Source organism: Methanothermobacter sp. KEPCO-1 (genome assembly GCF_008033705.1).
Taxonomy (GTDB): domain Archaea; phylum Methanobacteriota; class Methanobacteria; order Methanobacteriales; family Methanothermobacteraceae; genus Methanothermobacter; species Methanothermobacter marburgensis.
The window spans coordinates 225725-251561 of sequence record NZ_CP042937.1 but is presented as its reverse complement, the minus strand read 5'-3'; the positions used below and the strand labels follow the sequence as shown (position 1 = coordinate 251561).

Annotated in this window: 24 protein-coding genes and 1 pseudogene; 12 read left to right on the top strand and 13 right to left on the bottom strand. The window is 50.1% G+C overall.

The window, feature by feature from the left end; genetic code table 11:
- Positions 1-109 precede the first annotated feature (109 nt).
- From thsA to FVF72_RS01185, 7 genes are all read right to left on the bottom strand, one after another.
- Positions 110-1747: a thermosome subunit alpha gene (gene thsA / locus FVF72_RS01215; protein WP_048175099.1), complete on the bottom strand. Its 1638-nt coding sequence runs from the start codon at positions 1745-1747 to the stop codon at positions 110-112.
- Between the two features lie 141 nt (positions 1748-1888).
- Entirely contained in the window at positions 1889-2302 is a 414-nt protein-coding gene (locus tag FVF72_RS01210) for a hypothetical protein (RefSeq protein ID WP_048175102.1), read from the bottom strand.
- Between the two features lie 3 nt (positions 2303-2305).
- A complete protein-coding gene (locus FVF72_RS01205) occupies positions 2306-3526 on the bottom strand; it encodes an FprA family A-type flavoprotein (RefSeq protein ID WP_147670988.1) in 1221 nt (406 codons plus the stop codon).
- A gap of 185 nt (positions 3527-3711) precedes the next feature.
- Positions 3712-4524, bottom strand: coding sequence for a 4Fe-4S binding protein (locus FVF72_RS01200; protein ID WP_147670987.1), 813 nt, complete (start codon positions 4522-4524; stop codon positions 3712-3714).
- 85 nt (positions 4525-4609) lie between these two features.
- Positions 4610-5140, bottom strand: coding sequence for a RimK/LysX family protein (locus FVF72_RS01195; protein ID WP_147670986.1), 531 nt, complete (start codon positions 5138-5140; stop codon positions 4610-4612).
- Between the two features lie 15 nt (positions 5141-5155).
- Positions 5156-6544: a cyclic 2,3-diphosphoglycerate synthase gene (locus FVF72_RS01190; protein WP_147670985.1), complete on the bottom strand. Its 1389-nt coding sequence runs from the start codon at positions 6542-6544 to the stop codon at positions 5156-5158.
- Between the two features lie 143 nt (positions 6545-6687).
- On the bottom strand, positions 6688-6996 hold the full coding sequence (locus tag FVF72_RS01185; RefSeq protein WP_147670984.1) for a UPF0058 family protein: 309 nt from the start codon (positions 6994-6996) through the stop codon (positions 6688-6690).
- 318 nt (positions 6997-7314) lie between these two features.
- Here FVF72_RS01185 and hisD point away from each other — a divergent pair, with 318 nt between their 5' ends.
- From hisD to hemL, 4 genes are all read left to right on the top strand, one after another.
- Positions 7315-8589: a histidinol dehydrogenase gene (gene hisD / locus FVF72_RS01180; RefSeq protein WP_147670983.1), complete on the top strand. Its 1275-nt coding sequence runs from the start codon at positions 7315-7317 to the stop codon at positions 8587-8589.
- Positions 8590-8635: 46 nt separating this feature from the next.
- On the top strand, positions 8636-9949 hold the full coding sequence (gene aspS / locus FVF72_RS01175) for an aspartate--tRNA(Asn) ligase (protein ID WP_147670982.1): 1314 nt from the start codon (positions 8636-8638) through the stop codon (positions 9947-9949).
- Positions 9950-9961: 12 nt separating this feature from the next.
- Complete coding sequence (locus FVF72_RS01170) at positions 9962-10579, top strand: cobalt-precorrin-8 methylmutase (protein ID WP_013295495.1); 618 nt, start codon at positions 9962-9964, stop codon at positions 10577-10579.
- Between the two features lie 71 nt (positions 10580-10650).
- Positions 10651-11913, top strand: coding sequence for a glutamate-1-semialdehyde 2,1-aminomutase (gene hemL, locus FVF72_RS01165; RefSeq protein WP_048901183.1), 1263 nt, complete (start codon positions 10651-10653; stop codon positions 11911-11913).
- A 64-nt stretch (positions 11914-11977) separates the two neighbouring features.
- Here the strand turns inward: hemL and FVF72_RS01160 are convergent, their stop codons facing one another.
- Positions 11978-12550: a hypothetical protein gene (locus FVF72_RS01160; RefSeq protein WP_013295497.1), complete on the bottom strand. Its 573-nt coding sequence runs from the start codon at positions 12548-12550 to the stop codon at positions 11978-11980.
- A 119-nt stretch (positions 12551-12669) separates the two neighbouring features.
- The gene (locus tag FVF72_RS01155; RefSeq protein ID WP_013295498.1) at positions 12670-13380 is read right to left on the bottom strand and encodes a DUF4012 domain-containing protein; all 711 of its coding nucleotides are present in this window, start codon (positions 13378-13380) and stop codon (positions 12670-12672) included.
- A 221-nt stretch (positions 13381-13601) separates the two neighbouring features.
- Here FVF72_RS01155 and mtxX point away from each other — a divergent pair, with 221 nt between their 5' ends.
- The 3 genes from mtxX (at position 13602) to FVF72_RS01140 (ending at position 15959) form a co-directional block, all read left to right on the top strand.
- The gene (mtxX, locus tag FVF72_RS01150; protein ID WP_147670981.1) at positions 13602-14297 is read left to right on the top strand and encodes a methanogenesis marker protein Mmp4/MtxX; all 696 of its coding nucleotides are present in this window, start codon (positions 13602-13604) and stop codon (positions 14295-14297) included.
- Positions 14298-14344: 47 nt separating this feature from the next.
- Positions 14345-15112: a polyprenyl diphosphate synthase gene (uppS, locus tag FVF72_RS01145; RefSeq protein WP_147670980.1), complete on the top strand. Its 768-nt coding sequence runs from the start codon at positions 14345-14347 to the stop codon at positions 15110-15112.
- A 61-nt stretch (positions 15113-15173) separates the two neighbouring features.
- Positions 15174-15959, top strand: coding sequence for a TatD family hydrolase (locus FVF72_RS01140; RefSeq protein ID WP_370511842.1), 786 nt, complete (start codon positions 15174-15176; stop codon positions 15957-15959).
- Positions 15960-15971: 12 nt separating this feature from the next.
- Here the strand turns inward: FVF72_RS01140 and FVF72_RS01135 are convergent, their stop codons facing one another.
- Positions 15972-16340 carry a carboxymuconolactone decarboxylase family protein gene (locus tag FVF72_RS01135; RefSeq protein WP_147670978.1) on the bottom strand — a complete coding sequence of 123 codons (369 nt, stop codon included), beginning with the start codon at positions 16338-16340 and terminating at the stop codon, positions 15972-15974.
- Positions 16341-16432: 92 nt separating this feature from the next.
- Between FVF72_RS01135 and FVF72_RS01130 the strand changes: the two genes are divergently transcribed.
- The 4 genes and pseudogenes from FVF72_RS01130 (at position 16433) to FVF72_RS09350 (ending at position 21849) form a co-directional block, all read left to right on the top strand.
- Positions 16433-17083, top strand: a complete 651-nt coding sequence (locus FVF72_RS01130; RefSeq protein WP_013295503.1) for a 2,5-diamino-6-(ribosylamino)-4(3H)-pyrimidinone 5'-phosphate reductase — start codon at positions 16433-16435, stop codon at positions 17081-17083.
- A gap of 11 nt (positions 17084-17094) precedes the next feature.
- Positions 17095-17631 carry a DUF483 domain-containing protein gene (locus tag FVF72_RS01125; RefSeq protein WP_013295504.1) on the top strand — a complete coding sequence of 179 codons (537 nt, stop codon included), beginning with the start codon at positions 17095-17097 and terminating at the stop codon, positions 17629-17631.
- A gap of 297 nt (positions 17632-17928) precedes the next feature.
- Positions 17929-20163, top strand: a pseudogene (locus FVF72_RS09355) (cobaltochelatase subunit CobN); the annotation flags it as partial.
- 75 nt (positions 20164-20238) lie between these two features.
- Positions 20239-21849 (top strand): cobaltochelatase subunit CobN, encoded by a 1611-nt coding sequence (locus FVF72_RS09350; protein ID WP_255503830.1) that lies wholly within the window; start codon positions 20239-20241, stop codon positions 21847-21849.
- 184 nt (positions 21850-22033) lie between these two features.
- Here FVF72_RS09350 and FVF72_RS01115 read toward each other — a convergent pair whose 3' ends face one another.
- Both FVF72_RS01115 and FVF72_RS01110 read right to left on the bottom strand, forming a co-directional pair.
- Entirely contained in the window at positions 22034-22633 is a 600-nt protein-coding gene (locus tag FVF72_RS01115) for a DedA family protein (protein ID WP_147671968.1), read from the bottom strand.
- Between the two features lie 50 nt (positions 22634-22683).
- The gene (locus FVF72_RS01110; protein ID WP_147670976.1) at positions 22684-23607 is read right to left on the bottom strand and encodes a hypothetical protein; all 924 of its coding nucleotides are present in this window, start codon (positions 23605-23607) and stop codon (positions 22684-22686) included.
- Between the two features lie 94 nt (positions 23608-23701).
- On the opposite strand from FVF72_RS01110, the gene FVF72_RS01105 reads away from it, so the two are divergent.
- Positions 23702-24319 (top strand): hypothetical protein, encoded by a 618-nt coding sequence (locus tag FVF72_RS01105; RefSeq protein ID WP_147670975.1) that lies wholly within the window; start codon positions 23702-23704, stop codon positions 24317-24319.
- A gap of 99 nt (positions 24320-24418) precedes the next feature.
- Here the strand turns inward: FVF72_RS01105 and FVF72_RS01100 are convergent, their stop codons facing one another.
- Positions 24419-25831 (bottom strand): replication factor C large subunit, encoded by a 1413-nt coding sequence (locus FVF72_RS01100; protein ID WP_147670974.1) that lies wholly within the window; start codon positions 25829-25831, stop codon positions 24419-24421.
- Between the last annotated feature and the right edge of the window lie 6 nt (positions 25832-25837).

Here is a 25837-nt window from a genome sequence, read left to right as displayed (position 1 = left end):
GATAGTAGTAAGTTTTTCTGGACTTATATATTTTACTATTATTAATCATGATAAATAATAGTAATTTAATAATTTTTATTAAATGCATTGAAAAAAAATTTATTGGGTGTTACATCATTGGGGGCATTCCGCCCATTCCACCCATTCCACCCATTCCTTCCATATCCTCTTCGTCCTTTGATGAAACATCAAAGCCCTTAGCTGCTATCATGTCGTCTATGCGGAGGATCATCTCAGCCGCCTCTGCAGCGGACTGGATGGCCTGTTTCTTGACCCTCTGGGGTTCAAGAACACCCTCCTCCTTCATGTCAACAACGCTTCCCTCAAAGACGTCAAGGCCCATGTAGGGTGACTCCTCGTGGGCAGCCCTGAGGTCCACCAGGACGTCGATGCTGTCGAGTCCAGCGTTCTCTGCAAGGGTCTTTGGAACGATCTCAAGGGCGTCTGCAAAGGCTGAGACCGCAAGCTGCTCCCTGCCACTTATGGTGTCAGCGTATTCCCTGAGTTTCCTTGCTATTTCAACTTCAGGTGCTCCTCCTCCTGCGACAACCTCGCCGTCCTCAATGGTTGAGGCAACAACGCCTATGGCGTCCTCAAGTGCACGTTCCATTTCCTCTGCAACATGCTTTGTGCTTCCCCTGAGGATTATGGAGATTGCCTTTGGGTCCTTACAGTTCTCGACGAATGTCAGTACATCATCAAAGATCTTCTTCTCGTAGACAACTCCGGCCTCTCCCAGGTCGTCCTCTGTGAGGTCCTCGATGTTTGTGACAAGCCTTGCGCCTGTGGCCTTCTCGATGCGTTTAATGTCGGATTTCTTGACCCTCTTGAGTGCGAGTATACCCTCACGTGAGAGGTAGTGGAGTGCAAGGTCATCGATGCCCTTCTGGCAGAAGACAACGTTTGCACCGGAGCTCTTTATCTTATCCACCATGTCCCTGATCATCTGCTCTTCCTGTTCGATGAAGGCCTGCATCTGTGATGGGTCTGTCAGCCTTATCTTGGCGTCGGTTTCAAGGTCCTTGACCTCTATCGGGTACTTGAGGAGTGCTATTCTGGCATTTTCAACCCTCTTTGGCATTGAGGTGTCTGCCCTTGCCTTGTCTATCACTATACCGTTCACTATTCTTGACTCGTTAACTGATGCTCCCTGTATCCTCTGTATGTTGATGTTGTCCCTGTCGATTTCACCGTCCTCTTCCACCTGCATGACCGCATCCACAACGAGTTCAGCCAGTTTTTCCTTGGCCCTTTCTGAACCCTTACCTGTCATGGCGGTCACCGCAACCTTCATGAGGGTGTCCCTGTCACTTGCCTTGATGGATATGTCTTCGAGTATCTCCTGGGCCCTGAGGGCTGCCTGTCTGTAACCCACAGCTATTATTGTTGGGTGAACACCCATTTCAATGAGTTTCTCGGCTTCCTTTAGGAGTTCCCCTGCTATGATGACGGCTGTTGTTGTACCGTCGCCGACCTCGTCTTCCTGGGTCTTTGCCACCTCAACAAGCATTTTTGCGGCAGGGTGGGATATGTCCATCTCCCTGAGGATTGTAACCCCATCATTGGTGATCACAATGTCTCCAAGTGAGTCAACAAGCATCTTGTCCATTCCCTTGGGACCGAGAGTTGTCCTCACTGTCTCTGCGAGAACCTTACCTGCAAGTATGTTGATTCTCTGAGCTTCCTTTCCAACGTAACGGCTTGTGCCCTGTGGTAGTATTAATATGGGCTGCTGTCCCTGTGCCATTAAATCACCTCTTAAATAAGTATGCAATTATCGATGGGTTTAAGGTTCTATAAATAATTTGTGCAGGATGAAAGTTACAGCACCAAATTTCAGGGTGCTGTGACCTGAAAGAAGAAATAAATGAATGGTTCCGGTTTCCTGCTACTGGTTGGGGAAGATCCTCGGAAGGAAGGTCTGGCAGAAGTCGGGTGTCAGCTTTGAGGTCTCATGTTCTATCTTTTCAACAATCTCCTCCTCAAGTTCAGGTGTCTTTGATGCCTCAACAGCAAAGCCCTCAGCGTCAATCCAGACCCTCAGTGACTCCTCACCCATCGTCATCTCAAATTCAACAGTTTTACCCCTCTCGATATCACCCAGTATATCATCCATGATCTCATCTGAAAGCTTGAGGAGTTTCCTGCCCTCTGGCTCATAGGTGTTCTTTGATGTTATGATCCTTTTGATTCTTACAGGGGCGCAGCCCTCCTCTCTTATGGTCTTTCGAACCGTCCAGAAGAGGCTCACAACAATTTTCTTCTCAGGGTCGTGGCTTCCCTTAAATTTAACGGACTTCATAGGTTACATCTCCTTTATCCTTTTGCCGATTGATTTTCCGATGCTGTAGCAGCGCGCCAGGTCATCCTCATCCGGCACGTAGCTGACCTCAAGGGTCTCTGCAACCTCAAACCCTGCGGCGCTGATTTCGTCTTTGAGTGTCCTCACTGCACCTCCACCCCATCCCTTTGACCCGAATACAACTGCCAGCCTCCTGAATCCGGTTCTATCGAATGTGAGCCCTTTGAGATAGTACATTATGTCCCCGAGACTCGGGAATGGCCCGTTGAACATTGTGGGGCTTCCAATGAATACCGCCTTACTTTCAAGGATGTTCTTTACGATTTCACTCCTTTCATCCTCGTGGAGGAAGTGCATTGAAACATCCACGTCCTCGGCCATGAGCCCCTCTGCAAGTGCATGTGCAAGCATCCTGGTTGAGTAGTGCATGGTATCATAGATTATCGTGGCCTTGTCCCGGCACTCCCCTGTTGCCCATGCCGTGTATGCCTCTATGATCTTCATGGGATCTGTCCAGATCTGGCCGTGGGATGGTGCGATCATTCTGATCTTCTCGAGAAGCCCAAGGTCCTTTACCTCACTGAACTTCCTGAGCACAAGGGGTGATAGTGGTGTTAACAGATTGGCATAGAACTTCATGGCCGCGTCCATCAGCACGGCTTCAGGAACGTCGGTGTCGAACCTTCTGCTGATGCAGAGGTGCTGGCCAAAGGCGTCATTTGAGAATAGGATCCCATCCTCACCAAGGAGGGTGAACATGCTGTCTGGCCAGTGGAGCATGGGGGCCTCAAGGAATGTGAGGGTCTTTCCCCCGAGGTCAATGGAGTCCCCTGTTTTAACGGTTTTGAATACGGCTTCATCGGGGAGGGGGTAGTGTTCCCTTAGTCCCGCAGAGGCCTTTTCTGTGCAGATTATTTCTGGCCTGTGACGCTTCCAGACCTCCAGGATTGAACCGCTGTGGTCCCTCTCTATGTGGTTCTGGATTATGAGGTCTATACTTTCATCCCTTCCCTCCCTTTCAAAGGCGTCACTTATCCTTCCAAACATCTGGGGGGATGTTCCAGGGTATGTGTTATCAATAAGGGCGACCTTATCGTCTCCAAAGACGAGGTACACGTTGTATGTTGTGCCTCCAAGGGTGTAGCCATGGTAGTTCCGTATATCCCAGTCCATGACACCAACCCAGTAGACACCATCTGCAATCTTTACTGCATCAGCCTTCATATTATACACCATCTACCAGTTATGTTCGCCATTATTTATTAAAATATGGCATTTTTTTATGGCCGGCATTTGTGGTGCTGTTTGTGTGGTTTGTGAATGTAGCATTTTGGTGGCATTTTTTGTGGTGCTGTTGGTTACTGGATCAAAAATAGAAATGATAAAATCTGTAAGCAGCTCTTTTTGGCCTACCCCTGAGTTTTCCCTGCTCTCTTAAATGCTGATCTTATATTTTCATAGTTCTTTCTGTAGAATGGGCAGCTCTCTATGCAGTGGGTGCATCCATCACTGCAGCCGGTGCATCTATCATCAAGGAGAAGAACCGTGGATCCGCAGCACGTCTCAACCTCCACTAGGGCGTCCTGTGGACATGCCCTTATGCACCTGCCACATCTCCTGCAGTAGGAGGTTATCCATTCATGGTCACCGGAACCATATGGAAGGTCCGATATTCCTGTGAGGACCGCCGATATCTTCTGGGCCGGACCTTTCCCGGGGCTTATAAGAAGACCGTTCCTGCCCTTGAAACCGATACCTGCATTCTGTCCAAGGAGGGGGAGGTCTATGAGGCCGCTCATGGGGTGAATGGCCACGGCACCATATCCGTTAATCCTGAGGAAATCAGCCACCCTGAAGGTTAAGTCCGCAAGTTTACCGTATAGCCTGTCATTCATCTCCCTCGCCTTTCTGCCTGGGGGAGTCAGCACGGCATCGTCGGCCATGTCCACTGTGAGGACCACGGCATTCCGGTAGGGGGGTTCACCTGCAAGGATAACATCGGGTGTGAGCCTGGCGTAGCCAATGTTTCTGATTCCAAGTGAACGTGCATATTCTTCAAGGCGACCTATGAATTCAGTGCCTGCCTTTTCTGATGGATCTTCCGGCTCCGGAACCCTGCATTCATCAGGGTACTCCAGAAACCCGCAGCTGCAACTGCATTCACATTTTTCACCATTAACTGCGGCTGTATCTTCACAGCAGCCAGAGTTTTTGTTCTTCACTGTTCATCACCATCCATAACTATATTCTTATATTTACATATATGAATATAGTGGTGTGTGGGATCAGGAGATCGATATCTGAAATTTAATCGTCCTCTATTTCATATTTGAATTCCCAGAATGGGGTTCCCCGGGACTCCCTGCCCTCAAGGTGCTCCATCTCATGTGAAACACCATAGGCCCCTGAACCTGTGAATTTAAGGGGCTTCCTGAGCCTCTTAAGTTTAATCTTAAAATCAAGGGGATCAAGCACTGCCCTGAGGATGTAATCACCATCCACCACTACCCGGTAGGGCCTCTTCACAAGTTCCCTCTCATTTTTTGAGCCGCACTTCTCGAGGCGGTAAACGGTACCCTCCTCCCTCACCACCCTGGGGTTCAGGAAGAGGTAGACTATCTCCAGGGTCCGCCCTGTCATCTTATCCTCATCAAAGCGGGTGACCTTCTCCTTCACAGCCATGAAACGCCCGGAGTTCTTCCTGAGGCTCCAGTCACCACCATACCTGATGGAAAAAAGGAGGGGTATGAATGCATCAGGGGGTATCTGAAGCTCCTCTATAACCCTCTTTTCACTGAGGGTGAACCTCAAGAGTTTCCTGATCTCGGAGTCATCCAATATACCACCTGCTCCCTATGGGGTTCTTCTGAGGTTGAAGTCAGCTATGGCGCTCTCCACCACCCTGATTATGGCGTCATCAAGTTCATCCTGGGAACCGTCCCGCGCAATGGGTATGTTGTCGCAGTAGATGACCTCAAGCCCCGCCTCAAGGGCGTCCTTCGTTGCAACATCAACCGCAGCCGCCTTGAGTTCTGTAAGCATCACATCAGCGTCATCTATGTACCTCTCAATGTCCTGCTGGAGTAGCGGCCTGTTTGAAAGGTGTGGGGTTGTCCCGACGACCCGGCAGCGGTACTCAGACTCCAGGTATTCAACCAGGATATCCTTCACAGAGTCGGGGGCGGTGGTTGCAAATAGGACATTCTTTCCGCTGATATCCCCAAGTGGCTTTGGCCTGAAGACTGTGGTCACAACCTCTGCCTCTGGGTTCACGGATTCTATGAACTCAACGATCTCCTCAACCTTCTTATCATCTGCCATGGGCTCCTCGCACATTGTGAGTATCACAAGATCCGCCAGCCTTATCCTGAAGGGCCCGAAGAAGTTCTTTATATTTATGATGGGCTGGTTTGCACCAACAAGGACTATGTGTCTGTCTGACTTCACCGGAGGTATTGCAGCCCCGCTCCCCTCGAGGATTATGAAGTCGGCGTCCAGGCTGTTGGCTGTCTCAGCACCCCTCTTCATGTTGGTTATGAACACATCCCCCACCATACCGCCACCGCAGCGCCTGCAGCCAACCGTGAGTATCCGGCTCATGAGGGCGTCCTCCCAGTGGTCAGAGGCTGCATGAACCCCCCTGTCTGACTGCTCCATCAGGAACTCGGGGGTTATTTCTATCCTGTCACCCCTGACGATCTCTGGCTCCTCAGGGCCGCCTCGACCCATCGCCACAACACAGGGGTTGTACTCACGTTCATGGATCAGGCGGGCGGCATAGGCGGATACAGCGGTTTTACCTATCCTCTTACCTGTCCCAAGAATCTTGAGGGACGGCTTTTTGAGTATATCATATTCTGTGAGGGGCTGGAACTCAAAGTCAGGGCCCCTGTAGACAGCACCCTCCTCAAGGACAACCGATGCTATCCTGAACCTCTTTGAGTAGTCCAGGACGGGTTCATCGCTGAGGTCCATAACCGTGTCTGCACCGTACTTTCTGATGAGCCTGGCTATGAGGTCGTAGGGTATCCTGTGGGGATCATCACCGAAGTAGACGGGTCTTCCCATCATCTCGGTGTACTCCTCAGGTGATGATGTCCTGAGTTTTTCGGTTCCCCCGATGAAGATCAGTGCCCTGACGTCAATGTGTTCCATTGAGTCAAGGGTCTCAACAGCCGCCCTTGTCACAGGGAGGTAGTGCTCTCCATCAACAAGACAGATCATGCTTTCTGTGGCCTTCATAAAAAACACCGTTTATGATATAAGTTGAAGGGAATATTAAAATAGTTGGTTTAGATGGATTAAACGAATATTTTATAGTTGGTTTCTGGCTGGCACCATATCTAAATTAGAAAAATTTAGATTTTGGAGAATGGATTGATGGTCTATTTTGCCTCCAGTTTGGCTTCCATCTTCACGACTTCCTTCCTTGACCGCTTTGCAAGTTCTGAGAGGCCATTTACAACATTTGGTGGGAGGTTGTGCCCTTCCTTTTTTGCAAGGATCTCGGAGATGGCGCTTGAGAGTACAAAAATAGCGTATTTATGTTCGGCCTTTGTGCGGTGGATGTGGTGGGGGCTGATGTTGAGGGAGAAGTACTCTTCGCATTCATCCTTTATATCGTATCCATTCTCGAGGTACTTCAGAACATATACCAGAAATTGGTGCAGTTGTATCATTTCGTCCTTATACATGGTTACCAGCCTCAGTCTCCTTATAAGTGTGTATTAAATTTATTATTTAAAAATTTTGGTGGAGGGACAGCCCCTTTATCAAAATTAAAGATATAATATGAATTAATGTAAAAATTACAGCAGATCGGCGGATATCCCTGAATATCTTCTCTCATCTTCCCATAGTTAAGTTAAAACTGATAAATAAAGTTTTATATTACTGAAACTTTTTAAATTATTAATCATGTGCGGGCGTGGCTTATCGTCTGCAAATTCTTAAAAGTGATGGATCCATAAAACTAACCATTCACCTTAACTTTTCCATGGAGGATCATCCTCATGAGGATAATAGAATTTGATCATGAAAGAGTCGATGAGCTTGTTGAGAGAGCAAGGATTGATGTTGATGAGGTCCTGGGGCCGGTGGCAGATATCATCTCAATGGTGAGAGAGGGTGGTGATGTGGCCCTCAGGGAACTCACAGAGAAATTTGATGGCGTCTCACCTGAAAGCCTCACTGTCAGTCAGGAGGAAATAGAGGCGGCCCATGAAAACCTGAACCCACAGGTCAGGAAAGCGCTCACTGAAGCTGCAGCAAACATTGAGGAGTTCCACAGGCTTCAGATGCCCTCTGAGTGGATGGCTGAGATCAGACCAGGGGTCAGCGCAGGGCAGATAGTGCGGCCCCTTGACAGTGTGGGCTGCTACATACCCGGTGGAAGGGCCGTTTACCCATCAACAATACTCATGACCGTTATACCGGCCAGGATAGCGGGGGTTGAAAGGATAGTGTGCTGCACACCCCCGGCATCCGATGGCTCGGTTCCCGACGCTATCCTTGTGGCGGCCGACATTGCAGGTGCACATGAGATATACCGTGTGGGGGGCGCCCAGGCGGTGGCTGCAATGGCCTACGGTACAGAGACGATCGGGGCGGTGGATAAGATTGTGGGACCAGGGAACATATTTGTTACCGCAGCAAAGAAACTGGTATACGGCGACGTGGACATAGACTTCCCGGCAGGTCCATCAGAGGTACTCATAATTGCGGATGAATCTGCAGACCCGGAGTACATTGCCCTTGAGATACTGGCACAGGCAGAGCACGACCCCCAGGCTGCAAGTGTCCTTGTGACAGACTCGGAGGATCTTGCAGCCAGTGTGGATGAGAAGGTACGTGAAAATATTAAATACATGGAAAGGGCCAATATCATAGGGGAGTCCCTTGAAAGATACGGAATGATAGTTTTAACGGAGGATATTGACGGGGCCGTGGACTTCAGCAACGCCTACGCCCCTGAGCACCTTGTTATAATGACGGATTCTCCCGAAAAAACACTCAAGGGTATCCGTAACGCAGGATCCATATTTCTGGGTGACCTCTCACCTGTGGCGGCAGGGGATTACGGTTCAGGGACCAACCACGTGCTGCCGACGTCTGGCTGCGCCAGGATGTACTCTGGACTATCAACGGAGTCGTTCCTCAAGAAACCAACGGTGCAGATGATAACCAGGGAGGGGCTCCAAAACATCCAGGAAACCGTCCTGCGTCTTGCTGAATACGAGGGCCTCTATGCCCATGCCGAGTCATTCCGTAGGAGACTTGATAGGTGACCTGAATTTACTCTGATAATTCACTTAGCGACAAGAGGTGATCTGATTGTTACTTGGAGATCTTAGAAGGACTCACTACTCAAAGGACATAAAACCTGAAATGGATGGAGAGGAAGTCACTGTCATGGGATGGGTCCATGAGATAAGGGACCTTGGGGGGATAATATTCGTGCTCCTGAGGGACCGTGACGGGCTCATCCAGATAACGGCACCCAGCAAGAAGATTGAGAAGGACCTCTTCAAATCCATTAGAAAGCTCAAAAAGGAATCCGTTGTGGCATTCGGGGGAAGGGTGCAGGAGTCAGATAAGGCCCCTGGAGGCTTTGAAATAATACCATCATTCCTGAGGGTTCTGAACCCATCAAAGCAGCCACTGCCACTTGACCCCACAGAGAAGGTGAAGGCCGAGATAGATACAAGGCTTGATGCCAGGTTCCTTGACCTCAGAAAACCATCAGTGAGTGCAATATTTAAAATAAAGAGCAGGATGCTACACTCAGTCAGGGTATTCCTTGAAGAGAATGGGTTCCTTGAAATCAACACCCCCAAACTTGTTGCATCTGCAACAGAGGGGGGCACTGAACTCTTCCCCATAACCTACTTTGAAAGGGAGGCCTTCCTGGGACAGAGCCCACAGCTCTACAAGCAGATGATGATGTCAACGGGCCTTGACCGTGTCTATGAGATAGCACCTATATTCCGTGCAGAGGAGCACGACACCCTCAGGCACCTTAACGAGGTCATATCCATCGACATAGAGGCCTCCTTCGTTGGCCACGAGGATGTCATGAAGATACTGGAAAGGCTGGTTGTGAGGGTCATAGAGGATGTTAACGAGCACTGCAGTGATGCCCTTGAAACCCTTGGCAGGACCCTTGAGGTGCCCGAAACTCCCTTCGAGAGGCTGGAATACGATGAGGCAGTTGAACTGGTAAACTCCAGGGGAGTCCCAATGAAACACGGCGAGGACCTTCCAAGGGCGGCTGAGAAGGCCCTTGGTGAGGTCATGGACGGCTACTACTTCATAACCTCATGGCCAACCGCAATAAAGCCATTCTATGTGATGCCAGATGAAAACGATCCTGAAAGAAGCTATGCATTCGACCTCATGTACAGGGACCTTGAGATATCCTCAGGTGCCATGAGGGTCCACCAGCATGACCTCCTGGTTGAGAAGATAAGTAGGCAGGGATTGAACCCGGACTCCTTCGAGAGCTACCTTGCAGCCTTTGAGTACGGAATGCCACCCCACGCGGGCTGGGGCCTGGGGGCTGAAAGGTTCAACATGACCCTCACCGGTGTGAATAACATAAGGGAGACTGTGCTCTTCCCGAGGGACAGGAGGAGACTCACACCTTAGGTGATAACATTGATGGGTGCATCCACAGGCCAGGGCTATGAGATAGCCAGAAAGAGCAGGGAAATAGTCAGGAAACTGATATCTGAGGACCTGGCCTCTCTCAGGGATGAGGAGGCGGCCATAGTTGAGCGCATAGTTCATTCCACCGCTGACCCCGAGTATGCCAGGTTAACAGAGTTCAGCCAGGACTTTGTGGATGCAGCCCTTGATTCACTCAGGAGTTCAGGCGAGATACTCACCGACATTGAGATGGTCCGTGCAGGGATATCCAGACCTGCCAGCTGCCACATCAGGGACCCTGAGGTCAGGGAGATCGCAAAAAAGAGGGATATCACCAGGGCAGCTGCATCAATGGAGTACGCTGCAGAGAGGGGCTTCAGGGGGATTGTGGTTATAGGTAATGCCCCAACAGCCCTCATGAAGGTGATTGAACTTACAGTTGAAGGCATAATGGATGCAGATGCGGTTATAGGGGTCCCGGTGGGATTTGTAGGGGCTGCAGAATCAAAGGAGGCCCTCAGGAAAACAGATATACCCCACATGATAACCAGGGGTCCCAAGGGAGGCACACCTGTCGCAGTGGCAGCTGCAAATGCTCTTATAGCATTATCAGGGGGAGTGGAGGTTTAGAGGTTCTCCTGAGGATAAGTTTGAAGGGTCCTTAGCATCATCGAGGATTAGAAATGTTTAGAGGTTCCATCATGAAGTCGAAAGAACTGTTTGAAAGGGCACAGAGGGTTCTACCGGGTGGTGTCAGCTCACCTGTGAGGAGGTTTGATCCACACCCCTTCTTTGCGGCGGGGGGTAAGGGGTGCATACTTGAGAGTGTTGATGGTAAGAGCTACATTGACTACTGCCTGGCTTACGGACCCCTGATACTGGGACACGCACACCCCAGGGTGGTTGAGGCGGTTGAGAGGCAGATAGAGAGGGGCACAACCTATGGTGTACCATCTGAGGGGGAAATAGAACTTGCAGAGACAATAATAGACAGAGTACCCTGTGCTGAGATGGTAAGGTTCATGAACTCAGGCACAGAGGCCACCATGGCCGCTGTGAGGCTTGCAAGGGCATACACAGGGAGAGACAAGATTGTCAAATTTGAGGGATCCTACCATGGGGCCCACGATTATGTCCTTGTAAAACCAGGTTCTGGTGCCGCCGCTGCACCCGATTCACCGGGTATACCTGAGGATACCGTAAAAAATACTCTAACCACGGTCTTCAATGATGAGGAGGCGATGGTTGAGCTCATTGATGGGATGGGGGATGAGATAGCATGCATCCTGGTTGAACCTGTGATGGGTAACATCGGGTGCATAGAACCTGAAAACGCCTACCTGAACTTCCTTAGAGATGTAACTAGGGAGAACGACATTCTACTCATCTTTGATGAGGTCATAACAGGATTCAGGCTGGCAGCAGGTGGCGCCCAGGAGTACTACCGTGTGAAGCCTGACCTCGTGACACTTGGAAAGATAGTCGGGGGAGGCTTTCCCATGGGGGCACTGGCAGGCCCACGGCAGATAATGGAGAACATTGCACCGGCTGGTAGCGTATACCAGGCAGGTACATTCAATGGAAACCCGGTATCTGTAACCGCAGGTCTTGAAACCCTTAAAATACTTGATGATAAAATGTATTCCAGTCTTGAGAGGATGGGGTCCCATCTGAGGGCAGGTTTAAGGGATCTCCTCTCGGACATGGACCTTGAGTATCAGGTTGCAGGGCCAGCTTCAATGTTCCAGATATATTTCACTGAGGATGAGGTCAGAAACTACGCCGATGCTAAGAAATCAGACACTGAGCTCTTCATGAAGTACTTCCATGGACTGCTGGAGAGGGGTGTCTTCATACCCCCATCACAGTTTGAGTGCTGTTTCATATCCGCTGCACACGAAATGGATCATATAAACAGTACACTTGAGATTGCAGAGGATGTGCTCAGCCATTTAAAGAATTAATAATTTCTTTATTTTTATGGGCCTTATCTTAATGAACAGTTAGCCGCACTTTACTGGTATTAATTTATGTGAATTTTACGGCTATGAAGAAGTAGAGGAAGCATATAACCACAAATACGAGGAGAACCGTGACGGCGGTCCTTAAAAATCTGCTGTTAAGCGTCTTTCCCTCACGTTCAGCAAGGAACTCCCTCTGTTCACGCACCTGTGATATGAAACTCTCTGCCTCCCCCCTGCCACCGGTTATGAGATTGCTGTCTATTATCTCCTCATCAAGGAGTTCGTCCACAATCTTTTTCTGTTCCTTCACATCGTCGATTATTCTCTTCTCGGCCACGAATTCCATGAGGGACCATTTGCCGCTTTTTATCTCCCGAAGTGTTCTCTCCTCATTGTCTATGCTCCTTGAGAGGTTTTCAAGGAGGAATCTTTTCCGGTCACTTTTTTCTGGAATTTCAGGTTTTGGTTCATCCGGTTCTTCATAGAACTCTTCGAGTGTGCTGTAGTATCCCAGTGAGCCCCCACATTCACAGGAATCAAAATCAGATGGGTCCTCACCAGCTTCCAGCTGGTAGTAGCCCCCGCATTGTGTACATATAAGGTAGCCCCTGGTTTTTCCCATGTTTTCATCGGACAAGGAGATCCCCCAGACAATATATTTTACATTATAGTAGTTAAGTTTTGTGTTGAATCATTTATCTTTTCATGCACTGAGGTATCCTGTGATGTTTTTTCAAAAAAATAAATAGTTTTTTATCAGCTGGTCACCCTTTCAAGTCCTGTGGATATGAGGAACTGTATGAAGGCACCTTCGGGCACAACAACGATGTTTCCCTGCTGATACTGCTGTATCCCTGCGTTTACCATGGCCATGTACTTTGAACGGTCCTTTGTGGCATTGAATATTGCCCTCATGAGTGACTGAACCGCAACGCCCCTTGCGGATCCCTGCTGCTGTTCCTCCCTGAGGAATGTTATGCTGTTTCCTGAGACATAACCCTGACCCTCCACATATACAGGGCCTATTGCCTGGAGGATGCCGTCCACTGCCTGGGGTGTCACTATCACGACGATATCTGTTTTCACACCGGTATTGTATTCCACTATCTCCTGCGCAAGTCTGGCACCCTTCTCTGTATCGTTTTCCCAGAGGGCGTCATGCAGGAGCCACCTGTGTACTCCCTGCGCCCTCAGTGAAGCCGGGGGTTCTGCTGTTGGATGGGCCATGTTGTGGGGGTAGACAGCCGTTACATTGGTTATGTTACCCTCGTTCATGGTTATTATGAAGGCCATGTCAACGGCCCCGATACCAGGCCTTGGTTCACTGGGGTCTGCGCATAGAAGCAGCACGTGTTTTTCTCCCACAAAAACGTTCTGTGAGTTTGTGATGTAGTTTTCATAAGTTACAACTGAAAGACCCAGTATAACTATAAAGAGACCGAGGATTATCTTATTTTTTGTATCCATATTCTTACCTTCCTTTAGCTGATCTGGGGTTCTGGATCACGTAAGAAGTTAACATTGAAAAGCACTGCTCCACATGATTTACGTTGACCTAAATTTGCCACCATTTATATATACTTTGGTGTTCATGTATCATGCAGAACTGAATATTTAATACTTCTCAACACATATATTAATATTGCTGTGGGCCAAGAAACATTCCTAAAAAAGGAGGATGTCACCCCATGAGGATAGTGGCAGGTGCCGGTGAGAACAGGAACATCGAAAGGGCTGCGTCTTCAGTGGAATTTGATGTTGAACTGATTTACTCCGAGGACGAATTCATAGAAAGGTTAAGAATGGGAAAGGACGCCTATGTGAGGGGTTCCCTCCCATCAGCAAGTATAATGGCGGAACTCAATAATCATGGACCCCTGATGAGGGCTTCATGGATAGAGACAGGGAAGGGGAGTTTTTTCCTTGCACCCGTCGGGATAGATGAGGGTGAAACAGTCATCGAAAGGCTCAGAATAGCCACTGCCGCAGGGGACTTCCTCATGAAAACAGGAACCGAGCCATTCATCGGTATAATATCAGGGGGACGGCCAGGTGACCTTGGAAGGTCCCCTGCAGTGGACAGTTCAATCCGTGATGGTGAACTTCTGGCATCAATGGTAAAGGATAAATATGAAGTGAGGCACTACCATATACTGATAGAGGAAGCCGTGAGGGATGGGTGCAACGTCATCATAGCACCCGATGGGATAACAGGTAACCTCATATTCAGATCACTGGTTCTCGTTGGCACGGCCAGAAGCCACGGAGCTGTGGCCCTTGGATTTAATGGGATTTTTGTTGACACATCTAGGTCACAGACCACTGCGGGTTACCGCAGGGCACTTAGATTCGCCCACTGGCTTGCCACCAGGTGGAGAGATTAGATCAGCAATTTATAGAATATTAAAAACTCCAGTCAGGTAGATGGGAAATGTCACCTTTAAAACCTCTTTACAAACTGTATGAATGGTACATATCGCGCAACCTCAAAAGGGAGAGAATGCCAAGGCACGTTGCCATTATAATGGATGGTAACAGGAGATACTCACGACTCCAGGGCAGTGTGGACCCCATAGAGGGTCACAAGAAGGGTATTGAGACACTGGAGAAGGTCCTGGACTGGTGCGTTGACCTTGGGATAGAGATAGTAACAGCCTATGCATTCTCCACTGAAAACTTTAAAAGGCCAGAAAACGAGGTTAAAGGCCTAATGAAGCTCTTCAAGGAGAATTTTGAGGCCATAGCAAGCAATAAGAAGATCCATAAAAACCGTGTCAGGGTAAAGGCAGTAGGGAAACTTGAACTGCTCCCTGAAGATGTTAGAAGGGCAATAGAGGTCGCTGAGAGGTCAACTGAGGGATACTCTGATCGACTTGTGAACATCGCCATAGGATATGATGGCAGACAGGAGATAGTGGACGCCGCAAGAAAAATCGCCGAGGACGTCAGGGCAGGCCGCATTGACCCTGAGGACATAGACGAAGACATGATAAACAGGAACCTCTACACCGCTGGACTGGAGGACCCCCACCTCATAATAAGGACCAGTGGTGAGGAGCGCCTCAGCGGGTTCCTCCTCTGGCAGTCATCCTATTCGGAACTGTACTTCTGCGACAGCCTATGGCCGGAACTTCGAAAGGTCGACTTCTTAAGGGCCATAAGGTCATACCAGCAGAGGGAGAGGAGATTCGGTACCTAGATGCGCTTCAGGCGACTTTTAAGGCTATAAGGTCCTAAAATGGATATAAACAGGACCTGATATCCATCAAGCTATCAATGGAGGGATCGGTATAATAGATGTTCACTGTCACCTGGACTTCAAGGACTTCAACAGGAACCGTGAAGAGGTTATTGAAAGGGCAAAGGAAAAACTCAGGGCAATTATAGATTCGGGTGTTGGACTCGGGGGCAACAGGAGGGCCCTTGCCCTTGCCTCAGATTATCCAGGATTCATATACCCCACCATGGGTTTCCATCCCGCCGACGCATCAAAGGCAAGACCTGAACTCATAGAGGAGGTCGCAGGGCAGATAGAGTCACACATTGACAGGATCGTGGCCATAGGTGAGACAGGGATGGATTTCCACCACACCAGCGATGCTGAGGGAAGGAGAAGACAGGAGGAGGCCTTCAGAATCTTCGCCAAACTTGCAGAGGAACATGAGATGCCCCTGGTTGTCCATGCAAGGGACGCCGAGGAGAGGGCCCTTGAGATAGTACTCGAGCACAGCATACCAGAGGTGGTCTTTCACTGCTACGGTGGCAGCCTATCAACTGCAGAGAAGATAATAGACGCCGGATACCATATATCAATATCCACACTTGTGACCTTCTCGGATCACCACATGAAACTTGTGGAGGACCTCCCGCTGGAGAGCATGCTTACAGAGACCGACAGTCCATACCTCTCCCCTTTCAGGGGGAAGCGCAACGAGCCAGCATTTGTGGCTGAAGCGGTTAAGAAAATAGCAGAGATCAAGGAAACCGATGTTGAGGATGTTGACAGGGTGACAACATCCACTGCAGAAAGAATTTTTGGCCTGTGAGGCCATCTGAATTTATTTTTCCATATCCCTGAAAACCTCAGCTGCCGCAGCAACGCCATTTATGGCTGCAGGGAACCCTGCATAGACAGCCATCTGGATGAGGACCTCAATTATCTCCTCCCTGCTGCAGCCGGCATTGAGGGCACCCTTCACATGGCCTTTCAACTGTTTTTCAGCCCCAAGGACCGTGAGGGCTGCCACGGTGACAAGTTCCCTTGTTTTAAGATCCAGTGCATCCCTGGAGTAGATGTCACCGTATGCGAATTCAACCACGAACCTTGAAAGATCAGGGGCAACATCCTCAAGTTCATCACGCAGCTTCCTGTAGGACTCCCTGTGTATCCTCTCAAGTATCTCCATTCCAGCAGTGTATCTGTCCATATTTCAACCTCCCGATCTGGAAACCCCACATGGTTTCCACACTAATTTAATAGTATGGTGGCTATAAACCTATAGACTGGAGGAGAAGGTTCATGAGGCCATACGTTATACTCAACGCAGCAATGACACTGGACGGTAAGATTGCAACAAAGACAGGTAGCTCTGAGATATCCGGTGAGGAGGATCTCAGGAGGGTCCATGAGCTTCGGAGGGAATGTGACGCCATAATGGTGGGGATAAACACGGTACTCGCAGATGACCCCCGCCTCACCGTACACAGGGTTGATGCAGAGGAAGGGGATAACCCTGTGAGGGTGGTGGTTGACAGCAGGGCAAGGACACCCCTGAATTTCAGGGTCCTCAACGATGAGGCCCCAACGGTGATAGGTGTCTCGGAGAGTGCCCCGGCATCAAGGGTTAATGAACTCAGAAAAAGGGCTGAGGTTGTGGTTGCAGGAAAAGAAAGGGTGAACCTCTGCCTGCTCCTTGAAAGACTCCATGAGATGGGTGTCAGGAGGCTGATGCTCGAGGGGGGCTCAACCCTCAACTACTCCATGTTAACGGAGGGCCTTGTTGATGAGGTCCGGGTGTGCATAGCCCCGATGATCGCCGGTGGCAGGGAGGCAAGGACACTGGTTGATGGTGAGGGTATAGACGATATGTCTGATGCCATAAAACTTGAACTTGAGAGGTTCTACACCCTGGGGGAGGACCTCATCGTTGAGTACACCGTAAAGAGGTAGATGTGGTTTTCATGCTGGAGAGGATCTATGAGAGGATACTGAGGATAAGGGAAGATGGATGCAGGGACTGCCTGAAGGTTGTCTGCCGTATGGATGACTTTCAGTTCAACCAGCTCATGTCGAGGCTACAGCTGCAGATTGAGATAACCTCACGGTATAATCCGCCTGTGAGGCCTGCCCTGGATCCCATGATATCCACGGAACTTGGTGTGTACAGGGGTGATGATGAGAACATAGGGAGACTCCTTGACTACCCTGAGTGCTGCATAAAGAGCTTCTCTGAGAACACCAGGTATGCGATTGATGAGGATCACCTTGCAGAGGTGGATGAACTTGAGGTTCCCCCGGGTAAATGCGCCCTTGTGCTACCATCAGGTTTCATACCCTGCAGCCTCAGATGCAGGGAGGCATGGGAGAGGAATCTCATAGCCTTTGCAGACAGGGAGGAGTTTAAGAGGATACTTGAACTTGAGGATGAACTCCGCATGAAGCTCCCGCACTTTCACCTGGCATATGATGAGTATTTTGAGAAGATAATCCTTGATTGAATCTTTTTTGATTTTTTTAGGTTGGATGGGTATTTTGAGAAGATAGTCCTTGGATGAGTCTTTTTTGATTTTTTTGGGTCGGATGAGTATTTTGAGAAGATAATCCTCGGATGAATCATTTATTGGAGTGCCAGACAGGAAATCATCTTTCATTTAAAATTGAGTATTACTTTTAACCCTTTCTTTTTTAAATCATTCATACTTAAAATCTTTTAATTAAGATTTAAATAGAATTTCATCAAATCTCTTTACGATATTGAATCAGCAAATTATTAAAAATTTAAAGGAGGTGAAAAAATGAAGAAGTTTCTCCTGATAGCACTTATTCTGCTCATTGTTTCAGTTCCATCAGTAGCAGCGGCAGACAACGATACCAACACAACAGAGTCAAAGATGCTGAAGGATACAAACATGGTGGTGCTCATCACAGGATGCGTGGTGGGAACCGTCGACCCCATAATGAATGACGCATACCGCAACGACCTACTGCCCAGCGGATACAACTTCAGCCTGAAGATATACACCATGGACACCTTCAACCTCAACTCAACGGCATCCAGCCAGTTCAAAAATGACGTGAAGAATGCGGATATATTCTTCCTCTTCACAAGACCCGGGTACCCTGTGACCGGGATGAGCTATGGGACGGAATTCGATGCAGGAGTCGACTTCCAGGCCCTCGCAGCCAGCATGAAACCAGGGGCACGAATATTCGTCCTGGGCCCTGTAAAACCCAACGTCACAGGTGTTAATGTGACCAACCTTCCAGCCTATGGTCCAGTCGCAGCACCTGCACTCTCACGGGAGAACATAAAGAGGACGCTCCTGGAGGTCCTGAGGCTCAGCGGGGCCGTTAACCTCACTGCAAACGACACAAAACTGGCCCCTGGAATGGAGGACTTCCTCTACCATCCACTGGCACCACGTGTTTACACAGACAGGGCAGCCTACACAGAATGGTACATGAACACAACCCTCTACAGGCCAGGGGCCCCCTGGGTGGGGGTTGCCATACTGAACCGTTACTACCTCTCGGGTAACATGGACGTCTATGAGACCCTCATACAGAAACTCGAGGCAAAGGGACTCAACGTGATACCCTACTTCTACTGTTCAGACCCCATAGGGGCCTCAAGGCGCTTCTTCATGGTCAACAACAGTTCAGTGATTGACGCCCTCGTTGCCTGTGTACAGTTCGGTTACTGGCCAGACAACCAGACCATAACCTTCTTCACTGACCTCAACGTGCCTGTTCAGGGTCCACTCCCGGTGTTCCTGCAGACCTCCCTGGATGATTACATAAACAGCAGCGGACAGCAGGGCCTCAGGGGCCTGGAGTACTACTGGCTTGCCATGTTTGAGATGCAGGGGCGAATAGAACCCATACTTATAGGTGGTAACAGGGTATCGGACCCGGACCCGGTAACCGGGGTCACACTCAAGGAATACGTGGCCTATGAGCCAGGGGTAAACCAGCTGGTGGAGCGAACACTTGCCTAGGTGAATCTCAGGAAGAAGGTGAACAGTGACAAGAAGGTGGCCATAGTCTACTTTGACAGCACCCATGATGAGGGGATGCCGGCAACCAATGGCCTCAACCTCTACGGCAGTCTGAGCAACATACTACTTGCAATGAGGGCAGCAGGTTACACCACAGGAAACGGAAATCTGACCCCCGAGTACATCTATGAACTCATAAACAGGGCTGGAAGAAACCCCAGGAACATGACACAGTCAGAACTCCGGAAACTGGTTGAGGCTGGATGCATCACAGTACCTGTTTCAGAGTACCTCAGGTGGTATTCAATGCTCCCTGCAACTCTCAGGCGCCAGGTTGAGGCAATGTGGGGTCAGGCTCCAGGTAACATCATGGTCTACAATGGCAGCATTGTGATCCCCGGCTTCATGCTCGGCAACATGTTTATGGGTCCGCAGCCGGTCTGGAAGTGGAACGGCACACTCAACAACGGTACACTGCCACCGACACACCAGTTCATAGCCTTCTACCTCTGGCTTCAGAACGGATTCAGGGCCGACGCAGTGGTACATATAGGACAGCACGGCACACTGGAATTGCTCCCGGGCCATGTGAATGCCATGACAGAGGATGACTGGCCAAACACCCTCATAGGATCCATCCCCAACATACACCTCCTCAAGATGGAGGACCCCCTTGAGGCTGTTATAAACCCTGCCAAGAGGAGGGCATACGCCGTTACCATCTCATACCTCATACCACCGGTCATGAGGACGGAACTCTACGGCGTATACCAGGAACTTGCAGACCTCCTGGGATCCTACAGCACTGCAGAGGCATCAGGGGATAGGGACAGGATGAACGTCCTGGAATCCCTCATAAGGGATGGTTTGAAGAGGGCGGGCCTTGACGTGAGGCTCAACGTGAGTAACTCAACACCCTTCAGTGTCCTCAGACTGAGACTTGAGGATTACCTCCATGAGCTCACAGAGATCCTCATGCCCTACGGACTCCACACCTTTGGGGAGCTCCCTGACAGTGAAACCCTTGAGAGGTTCCTGGATGCAATCATATCCTTTGACCCTGCAAACAGGACAGCAAGGAGGGATGAGATAAGAAATCTGCTCATCATGAGTGCCAGCAACGAGATGGCCTCACTGCTCAGGGCCCTCAACGGGGAATTCATACAGCCAGCTCCAGCGAGAAGCCCCATAATCAACCTTGCAGCGCTTCCAACAGGCCGGAACATGTACACCTTTGACCCATCATCCATCCCTGACCCCGCAGCGGTGGTGATGGGATCAAGGGCTGCAGAGGAGATGCTTAAACGCCACAGGGAGGCAAACGGTGGAAGGTACCCTGAAACCGTTGCCGTGGATATAGGTGACATTATATCAACCGGCGGCCAGAGCATCGCAGCCATATTCTACTTCCTGGGTGTTAAACCGGTCTATGAGAGCGGAGCACTCATCGGGACAGAGATCATCCCACTCAGTGAACTTGGAAGGCCAAGGATCGACGTTGTGATAAGCGACTTCCACAACTTCCGCGGGGCAATCCCCGGGGCAATGGACGTCATAGACAACACAATTAAGAGGATAGTTAACCTCAACGAGTCAGCTGAGATGAACTATGTGCGAAAACACTACATTACCCTCAGATCAGGCATCTACAGTGAACTGGTGGCCTCAGGGATGAACAGTTCAGCGGCGGATGCAATGGCGGACAGGCTTGCAAGGACCAGGATCTTTGGGCTGCCACCGGGTGCAGACCCCCATGGTGCAGGTGTTGACAGGATACTCTGGTCACGGGATGACTGGACAGCCGAAGAGCTTGCAGAGACCTACCTCAGCTACTACTCGTATGCCTATGGAAGGGACCTCAGCGGCCTCCAGAGCCCGAAACTCCTGGAGTCACTCCTTCGTACAGTTGACGCCAGCATGGTGATAATGCCCTACAGGGCCCCCGGCGAGGGAACCTGCCTCTACAGGGTCTCGGTCACCGTGAACTTCATGGTGAACTACCTCACAGGGAGAAACATAAACAGCTACATTGCAAAAACAGCCTACGGAACACCCATCATAAGGACCCTCCAGGAGTCAGCCTATGATGACCTTGCAGTGACGCTCCTCAACCCCACATGGATCCAGGGCAAACTGCGTGAGGGACCATCTGGCAGCGCATCAATAGCACTGCAGGTGAGGGACCTCTTCATGAGTGATGCCCTCGTGGACGTGGCATCAGCCGATGTCTGGAGGAGGATTGCCGACACATTCCTCTTTGACAGCTCTGTGAGGTCACAGCTTGATGCATCAGCCATCCAGATGATAGCACGCTATGTGAGGCAGGCCCATACAAGGGGACTTGTATCCCTCTCAGGGGCTGAACTTGCAGCAATATCCGAGATGCTGGGTGAGGGTACCTCCACAGACACAGACCAGGGAGACAACCAGGGTTCAGATCATGGAACCACCACAGGATCCCATGGAACCACGGGAAGGGGAGGAAGATCTCCAGGCACCCATGCAGGGGTTCCGGCACAGTCCTCCGCCTCAGAGTCAGGCGCATCATCCCCCGGGCTTGCAGGAGCATCAGAACAGAAACCTGGAAGTGCCTATGAGATCTCAACCCCACAGGCAGAGGAGAAATCAGGTAATACACAGCTCTACGCTGTTCTTGGCATAGTTGGAATCTTCTGCCTTCTCGGAGTTGGCTACTACTTTGGACCCCTCAGAAAATAATTTCATTCACTTTTATTTTTTTTTACGTGTGATGATAATTGGGTTTTTCTCCTGTTTAACTCTGCTAATGGCTTTTTCATAATTCCACAGATTTTTCAATAGGCCTAATACCTTTCCATGGATCCAGGGCTTCCAGAATTAAGATTATAACAGGAATTCCTTATTCCCATCAGGTCCTTAGACTTCATCTTATCTTTCTGTAAATGTAGAGGAGGATCAGGGGGATGGCGATGAGTATGGCGTAATCCAGCGCATGGAGCACTGGCCTCAGGGAGGTCCAGCGAGGACCGAGAAGATAACCGGAATATGCAAGGATGAGGCACCATGGCAGGGAACCGGCGAATGTGTAGATAACGAATTTCTTCAGATCCATCCTGGCTATACCTGCGGGGAGGGATATGAAGGTTCTGATAACCGGCAGCATCCTCGAGATGAGGACGGCCTCGTGCCCGTACCTTTCAAACCATTCATCGGCCATCCTGAGTTTTCCACCTGTTATCATGATGTAGGGGCCATACCTCTCGAGTAAGGGACGCCCTCCCTTGAGACCCGCAATATAGGCGAGAAGAGAACCCAGAAGGTTACCCAGCGCACCCGCAATTACAACGCCAGTGAGGGTCAGATTCTGCTGCCATGCTATGTATCCACTGAAGGGCATTATAACCTCACTTGGAACTGGAATACAGGCACTTTCAAGGGCCATGAGAAAAACTATACCGGGATACCCGGTTTCCTCTATGAATCTGATCACAGAGTCTGTAAGGGTCATGGTTATATCAAGCATGCTGACCCTTTCTCTCATTGACTATATAATTTTTCAGGGTACGTGGTTTTCTATGAAAACCTATGGAATAACTGTGGCCTGAAACCCAGCCCCAGCAGGATTTCCTTGTCCTCATCCTTTAATTCGTGCTCTGAAGTTGGGGGGACAGGTTTTCCGTCCCTTGCAAGTATCACTCCACCCTTCCGCTGGGCCCCCATGAATTTACCTGCATTTCCGTTCACTATGAGGTAACCGTCCCTCATATCTATGCCAGAGAAGTCGTCACAGTCACCATCTATGATAACCGTGCCACCACTGAGGAGTGCACCTGTATTTTTACCGGCGTTACCATTCACCCTGACTGTCCCGCGCCTCATGAGTATCCCGGTTGATAGGTCCACGTCCCCGTTGTGGATCACCTCGGCGTCAACATCAAGCCTGGCGCAGAGGGTGTCCCTGACGTGACCATCATCTATGACCATCCTGCCGGGGGTGAATGTAAAATTAACGGGTTTTTCGCCCCTGAGGCCCGATTTGAGAATGTCAGTTACTGATAGGAACTTCTTATACCCCCTCCTATCGGATTTAACCTCAACCACGTTCCCCACCGGGTCCTTAACCTTTCCCTTAACGTAAATTGTGCCTGAGACCATGCTGATACCCATACGGGTGTCCACATCCCCCTCAACGGTCAGGACACCTACATCCAGGGCGCCGCCAGTCCCCCCAAAGTATGCAAGGTCCGCCCCCATACTTGATGCGAGCCTGTGGCCGGCATCCCCCCTCACAACCACCTCACCTCCACCCTTGAGGTGTTCAACAACATCCCTGAATGTGCAGGATGTGCCCGGGATCCTGTCCTCAGGGTCAAGCTTCTCACCCCTGTGCTGCCAGTGGAAGTTGTAGGTGAAATCCGCGATGCAGTCCACCGGCCCATCGGGTTCAAGTTCAATAACTTCCCTTTCATCCCTCTTCCTTCCAAAGAGTCCGAACATGAGAGCACCTCCACATATTTATTACTCCAACCACAGATTTATATACCCATACGATTAAGTTCCCTTCTGTTCTATCAATCAAGAGGATGGTAACTTGCCCGGTAAAATGGAGATACTGAAGGCCCTATCTGAGCTGGGAGTGGATACAAGGTTTGTGAGTGTAACAGACAGTGAGGTCCTCATAAACAACCTCCGTTTCTCAAGGTTCTCAAGGAGGAGGGAGGAGGAGTTCAGCTCAAGGTACCCTGAGATCAGGGTGGTAAGGTCGGGGATATTCCAGAGGATATGCTCAAGGGCATCCAGGGTCCTGGCATCAACCCTGAGGCCCAGGGTGGGTGTTAGGATCCAGGCCGAAGGTGAGATGGCCCATGCACTCCATGTGATCCTTGAGCCCTACACAAGAAAGTACGGCATAAAAATCGGTGAAGGGGAGGTCACTGCACTTCCAGCCACACTGGATCACTCCATTGCAGCGGCACTTGAGGATATGGTGAGGGGTGAGCCTATAAGGTACCATCACAGGTCAACATCCAAGGTCATATACCCCCTTTCAACTGTACCCGCAGCGTGGATTGAGTCGTGGCTTGGCACTGAAATCACCATCACCACCAACCCAACAGTGGCGGAGTTCATGGAGTTCTTCAATGAGAATGTACCCCAGTTCAGGGATAAGATGCGGAAGTCCCTTGAGTTCATAGGGGAAAATGGCTGATTAGTTATTATCTTGCAGCTGCGTGTCCGCCTGGAGAAAAGAGGTTTATTGGGGAATTGATTTTACAGGGAAAAAATAAGGGGTGAATGAATTCAATGATCACCCTGAGAACTGGAAGAGCGAAGTCTGCTTCTCACGGGGCTTATCATCACCGGAATCTGATCCGGGGGATTTATCATCACTGGATTTTCTGGTTTTACCTTCAGTTGACTTACTGCCCCTATCCGCGCTCCGGGACTTCTTCTTCTGGGTGTAAAGTGGTCCAGTCTTATCAGACTTTTTACGTGTCTTCTTAGCTTTGGGAGCCTTTATCTTCCTTTTCCTGAACAGTTTAACCTCTTCGTCTGTGAGTTCAAGGAATTCCCTCATCTCATAGGCCATTTCATCGTTCCCGAATATTATCTCCATGTAGGGGAACAGTGAAATTGCAACCTTGGGTGATATGTGCATCCTCTCAGCCATCTTACCTGCAACACTGTCACGGAGGTTCCTCTGCTTGCGTGTTCTCCCAAGTAACCTGAAGGAGGATGAACCTGTGTACCTGACGAATTTCCTGTAGGTCTTCTCCTTGGCGAGGGCGACACCGGGACCCATGAGATCAGAGGCGTAGCGCCAGTAGGTGTAGTTCCTGCTCCTCACAGCACGGCCAAAGAATATATCTGCATGTGATAGCATGTCATAGGCCCTGCTGATCTCATGGGGCTTTTCATATTCCCTTGGAACATTCTCTGCAATGAATTCAAGTACAAGTGTCGGGTCATCATCCACCCTCATGGCCTCCCTGATCTTTGAGAAGTCCCGGCTCTTCAGAACGGCCCTAACGGCGTCGAAGAGATTGGATGTGGAGTCCTTCTCACCCATGCTGAGGAGTTCCTCACCAACCCGCTCCTCACCACTGGCCACCGCCTCAAGGTCATTGATCGCAGAACGCAGATCCCCATGGGACCTCTTTGCAAGTTCCTTGAGGACATCGTCAGGGCAGTCGATACCCTCTGCCCGGCATATCCGTTTCAGGGCCGCGGCTATGGATGATGTATGCACCTTCCTGATGTTTATGACCTTACACTTTGGCTTGATGCTCTGAAGCCTCTTGCTGTAGGGGTCATTGGCGGTTAACACAATTGGATGTCTGCTCTCCCTGAGTATCCTGTTTATGGCCTGGACACCCCCACGGTCCTCGTTGCCGTGTATACCATCCACCTCATCGAGGATGATCAGTTTGAGGTCATGGTTGAAGAGGGAGCGGGTGGCTGACGCCTCACCGGCAGTCCTCATTATGGCATCCTGTGAGCGCTTGTCACTGGCATTGAGTTCAAGGGTGTCTGAGAACTCCCTACCTATTATGTGTGCCATGGTTGTCTTCCCGGTACCTGGCGGGCCCACAAGGAGGAGGGGGGGCTGGGGCTCGCCTGCCTTCCACCCCTTGATCCACTTCTTTATCTCGGCTATTGCCTTCTGGTTCCCGGCCACCTCCTCAAAGGTCCTGGGCCGGTACTTCTCTGTCCATGACATTGATCT

Excerpts from the sequence above, each read along its gene's own strand:
- thsA (WP_048175099.1), bottom strand. The coding sequence starts at position 1,747 with ATGGCACAGGGACAGCAGCCCATATTAATACTACCACAGGGCACAAGC.
- FVF72_RS01210 (WP_048175102.1), bottom strand. The coding sequence starts at position 2,302 with ATGAAGTCCGTTAAATTTAAGGGAAGCCACGACCCTGAGAAGAAAATT.
- FVF72_RS01205 (WP_147670988.1), bottom strand. The coding sequence starts at position 3,526 with ATGAAGGCTGATGCAGTAAAGATTGCAGATGGTGTCTACTGGGTTGGT.
- FVF72_RS01190 (WP_147670985.1), bottom strand. The coding sequence starts at position 6,544 with ATGAAGGCCACAGAAAGCATGATCTGTCTTGTTGATGGAGAGCACTAC.
- FVF72_RS01185 (WP_147670984.1), bottom strand. The coding sequence starts at position 6,996 with ATGTATAAGGACGAAATGATACAACTGCACCAATTTCTGGTATATGTT.
- hisD (WP_147670983.1), top strand. The coding sequence starts at position 7,315 with ATGAGGATAATAGAATTTGATCATGAAAGAGTCGATGAGCTTGTTGAG.
- FVF72_RS01170 (WP_013295495.1), top strand. The coding sequence starts at position 9,962 with ATGGGTGCATCCACAGGCCAGGGCTATGAGATAGCCAGAAAGAGCAGG.
- hemL (WP_048901183.1), top strand. The coding sequence starts at position 10,651 with ATGAAGTCGAAAGAACTGTTTGAAAGGGCACAGAGGGTTCTACCGGGT.
- FVF72_RS01155 (WP_013295498.1), bottom strand. The coding sequence starts at position 13,380 with ATGGATACAAAAAATAAGATAATCCTCGGTCTCTTTATAGTTATACTG.
- mtxX (WP_147670981.1), top strand. The coding sequence starts at position 13,602 with ATGAGGATAGTGGCAGGTGCCGGTGAGAACAGGAACATCGAAAGGGCT.
- uppS (WP_147670980.1), top strand. The coding sequence starts at position 14,345 with ATGTCACCTTTAAAACCTCTTTACAAACTGTATGAATGGTACATATCG.
- FVF72_RS01135 (WP_147670978.1), bottom strand. The coding sequence starts at position 16,340 with ATGGACAGATACACTGCTGGAATGGAGATACTTGAGAGGATACACAGG.
- FVF72_RS01130 (WP_013295503.1), top strand. The coding sequence starts at position 16,433 with ATGAGGCCATACGTTATACTCAACGCAGCAATGACACTGGACGGTAAG.
- FVF72_RS01125 (WP_013295504.1), top strand. The coding sequence starts at position 17,095 with ATGCTGGAGAGGATCTATGAGAGGATACTGAGGATAAGGGAAGATGGA.
- FVF72_RS09350 (WP_255503830.1), top strand. The coding sequence starts at position 20,239 with ATGAGTGCCAGCAACGAGATGGCCTCACTGCTCAGGGCCCTCAACGGG.
- FVF72_RS01115 (WP_147671968.1), bottom strand. The coding sequence starts at position 22,633 with ATGCTTGATATAACCATGACCCTTACAGACTCTGTGATCAGATTCATA.
- FVF72_RS01110 (WP_147670976.1), bottom strand. The coding sequence starts at position 23,607 with ATGTTCGGACTCTTTGGAAGGAAGAGGGATGAAAGGGAAGTTATTGAA.
- FVF72_RS01100 (WP_147670974.1), bottom strand. The coding sequence starts at position 25,831 with ATGTCATGGACAGAGAAGTACCGGCCCAGGACCTTTGAGGAGGTGGCC.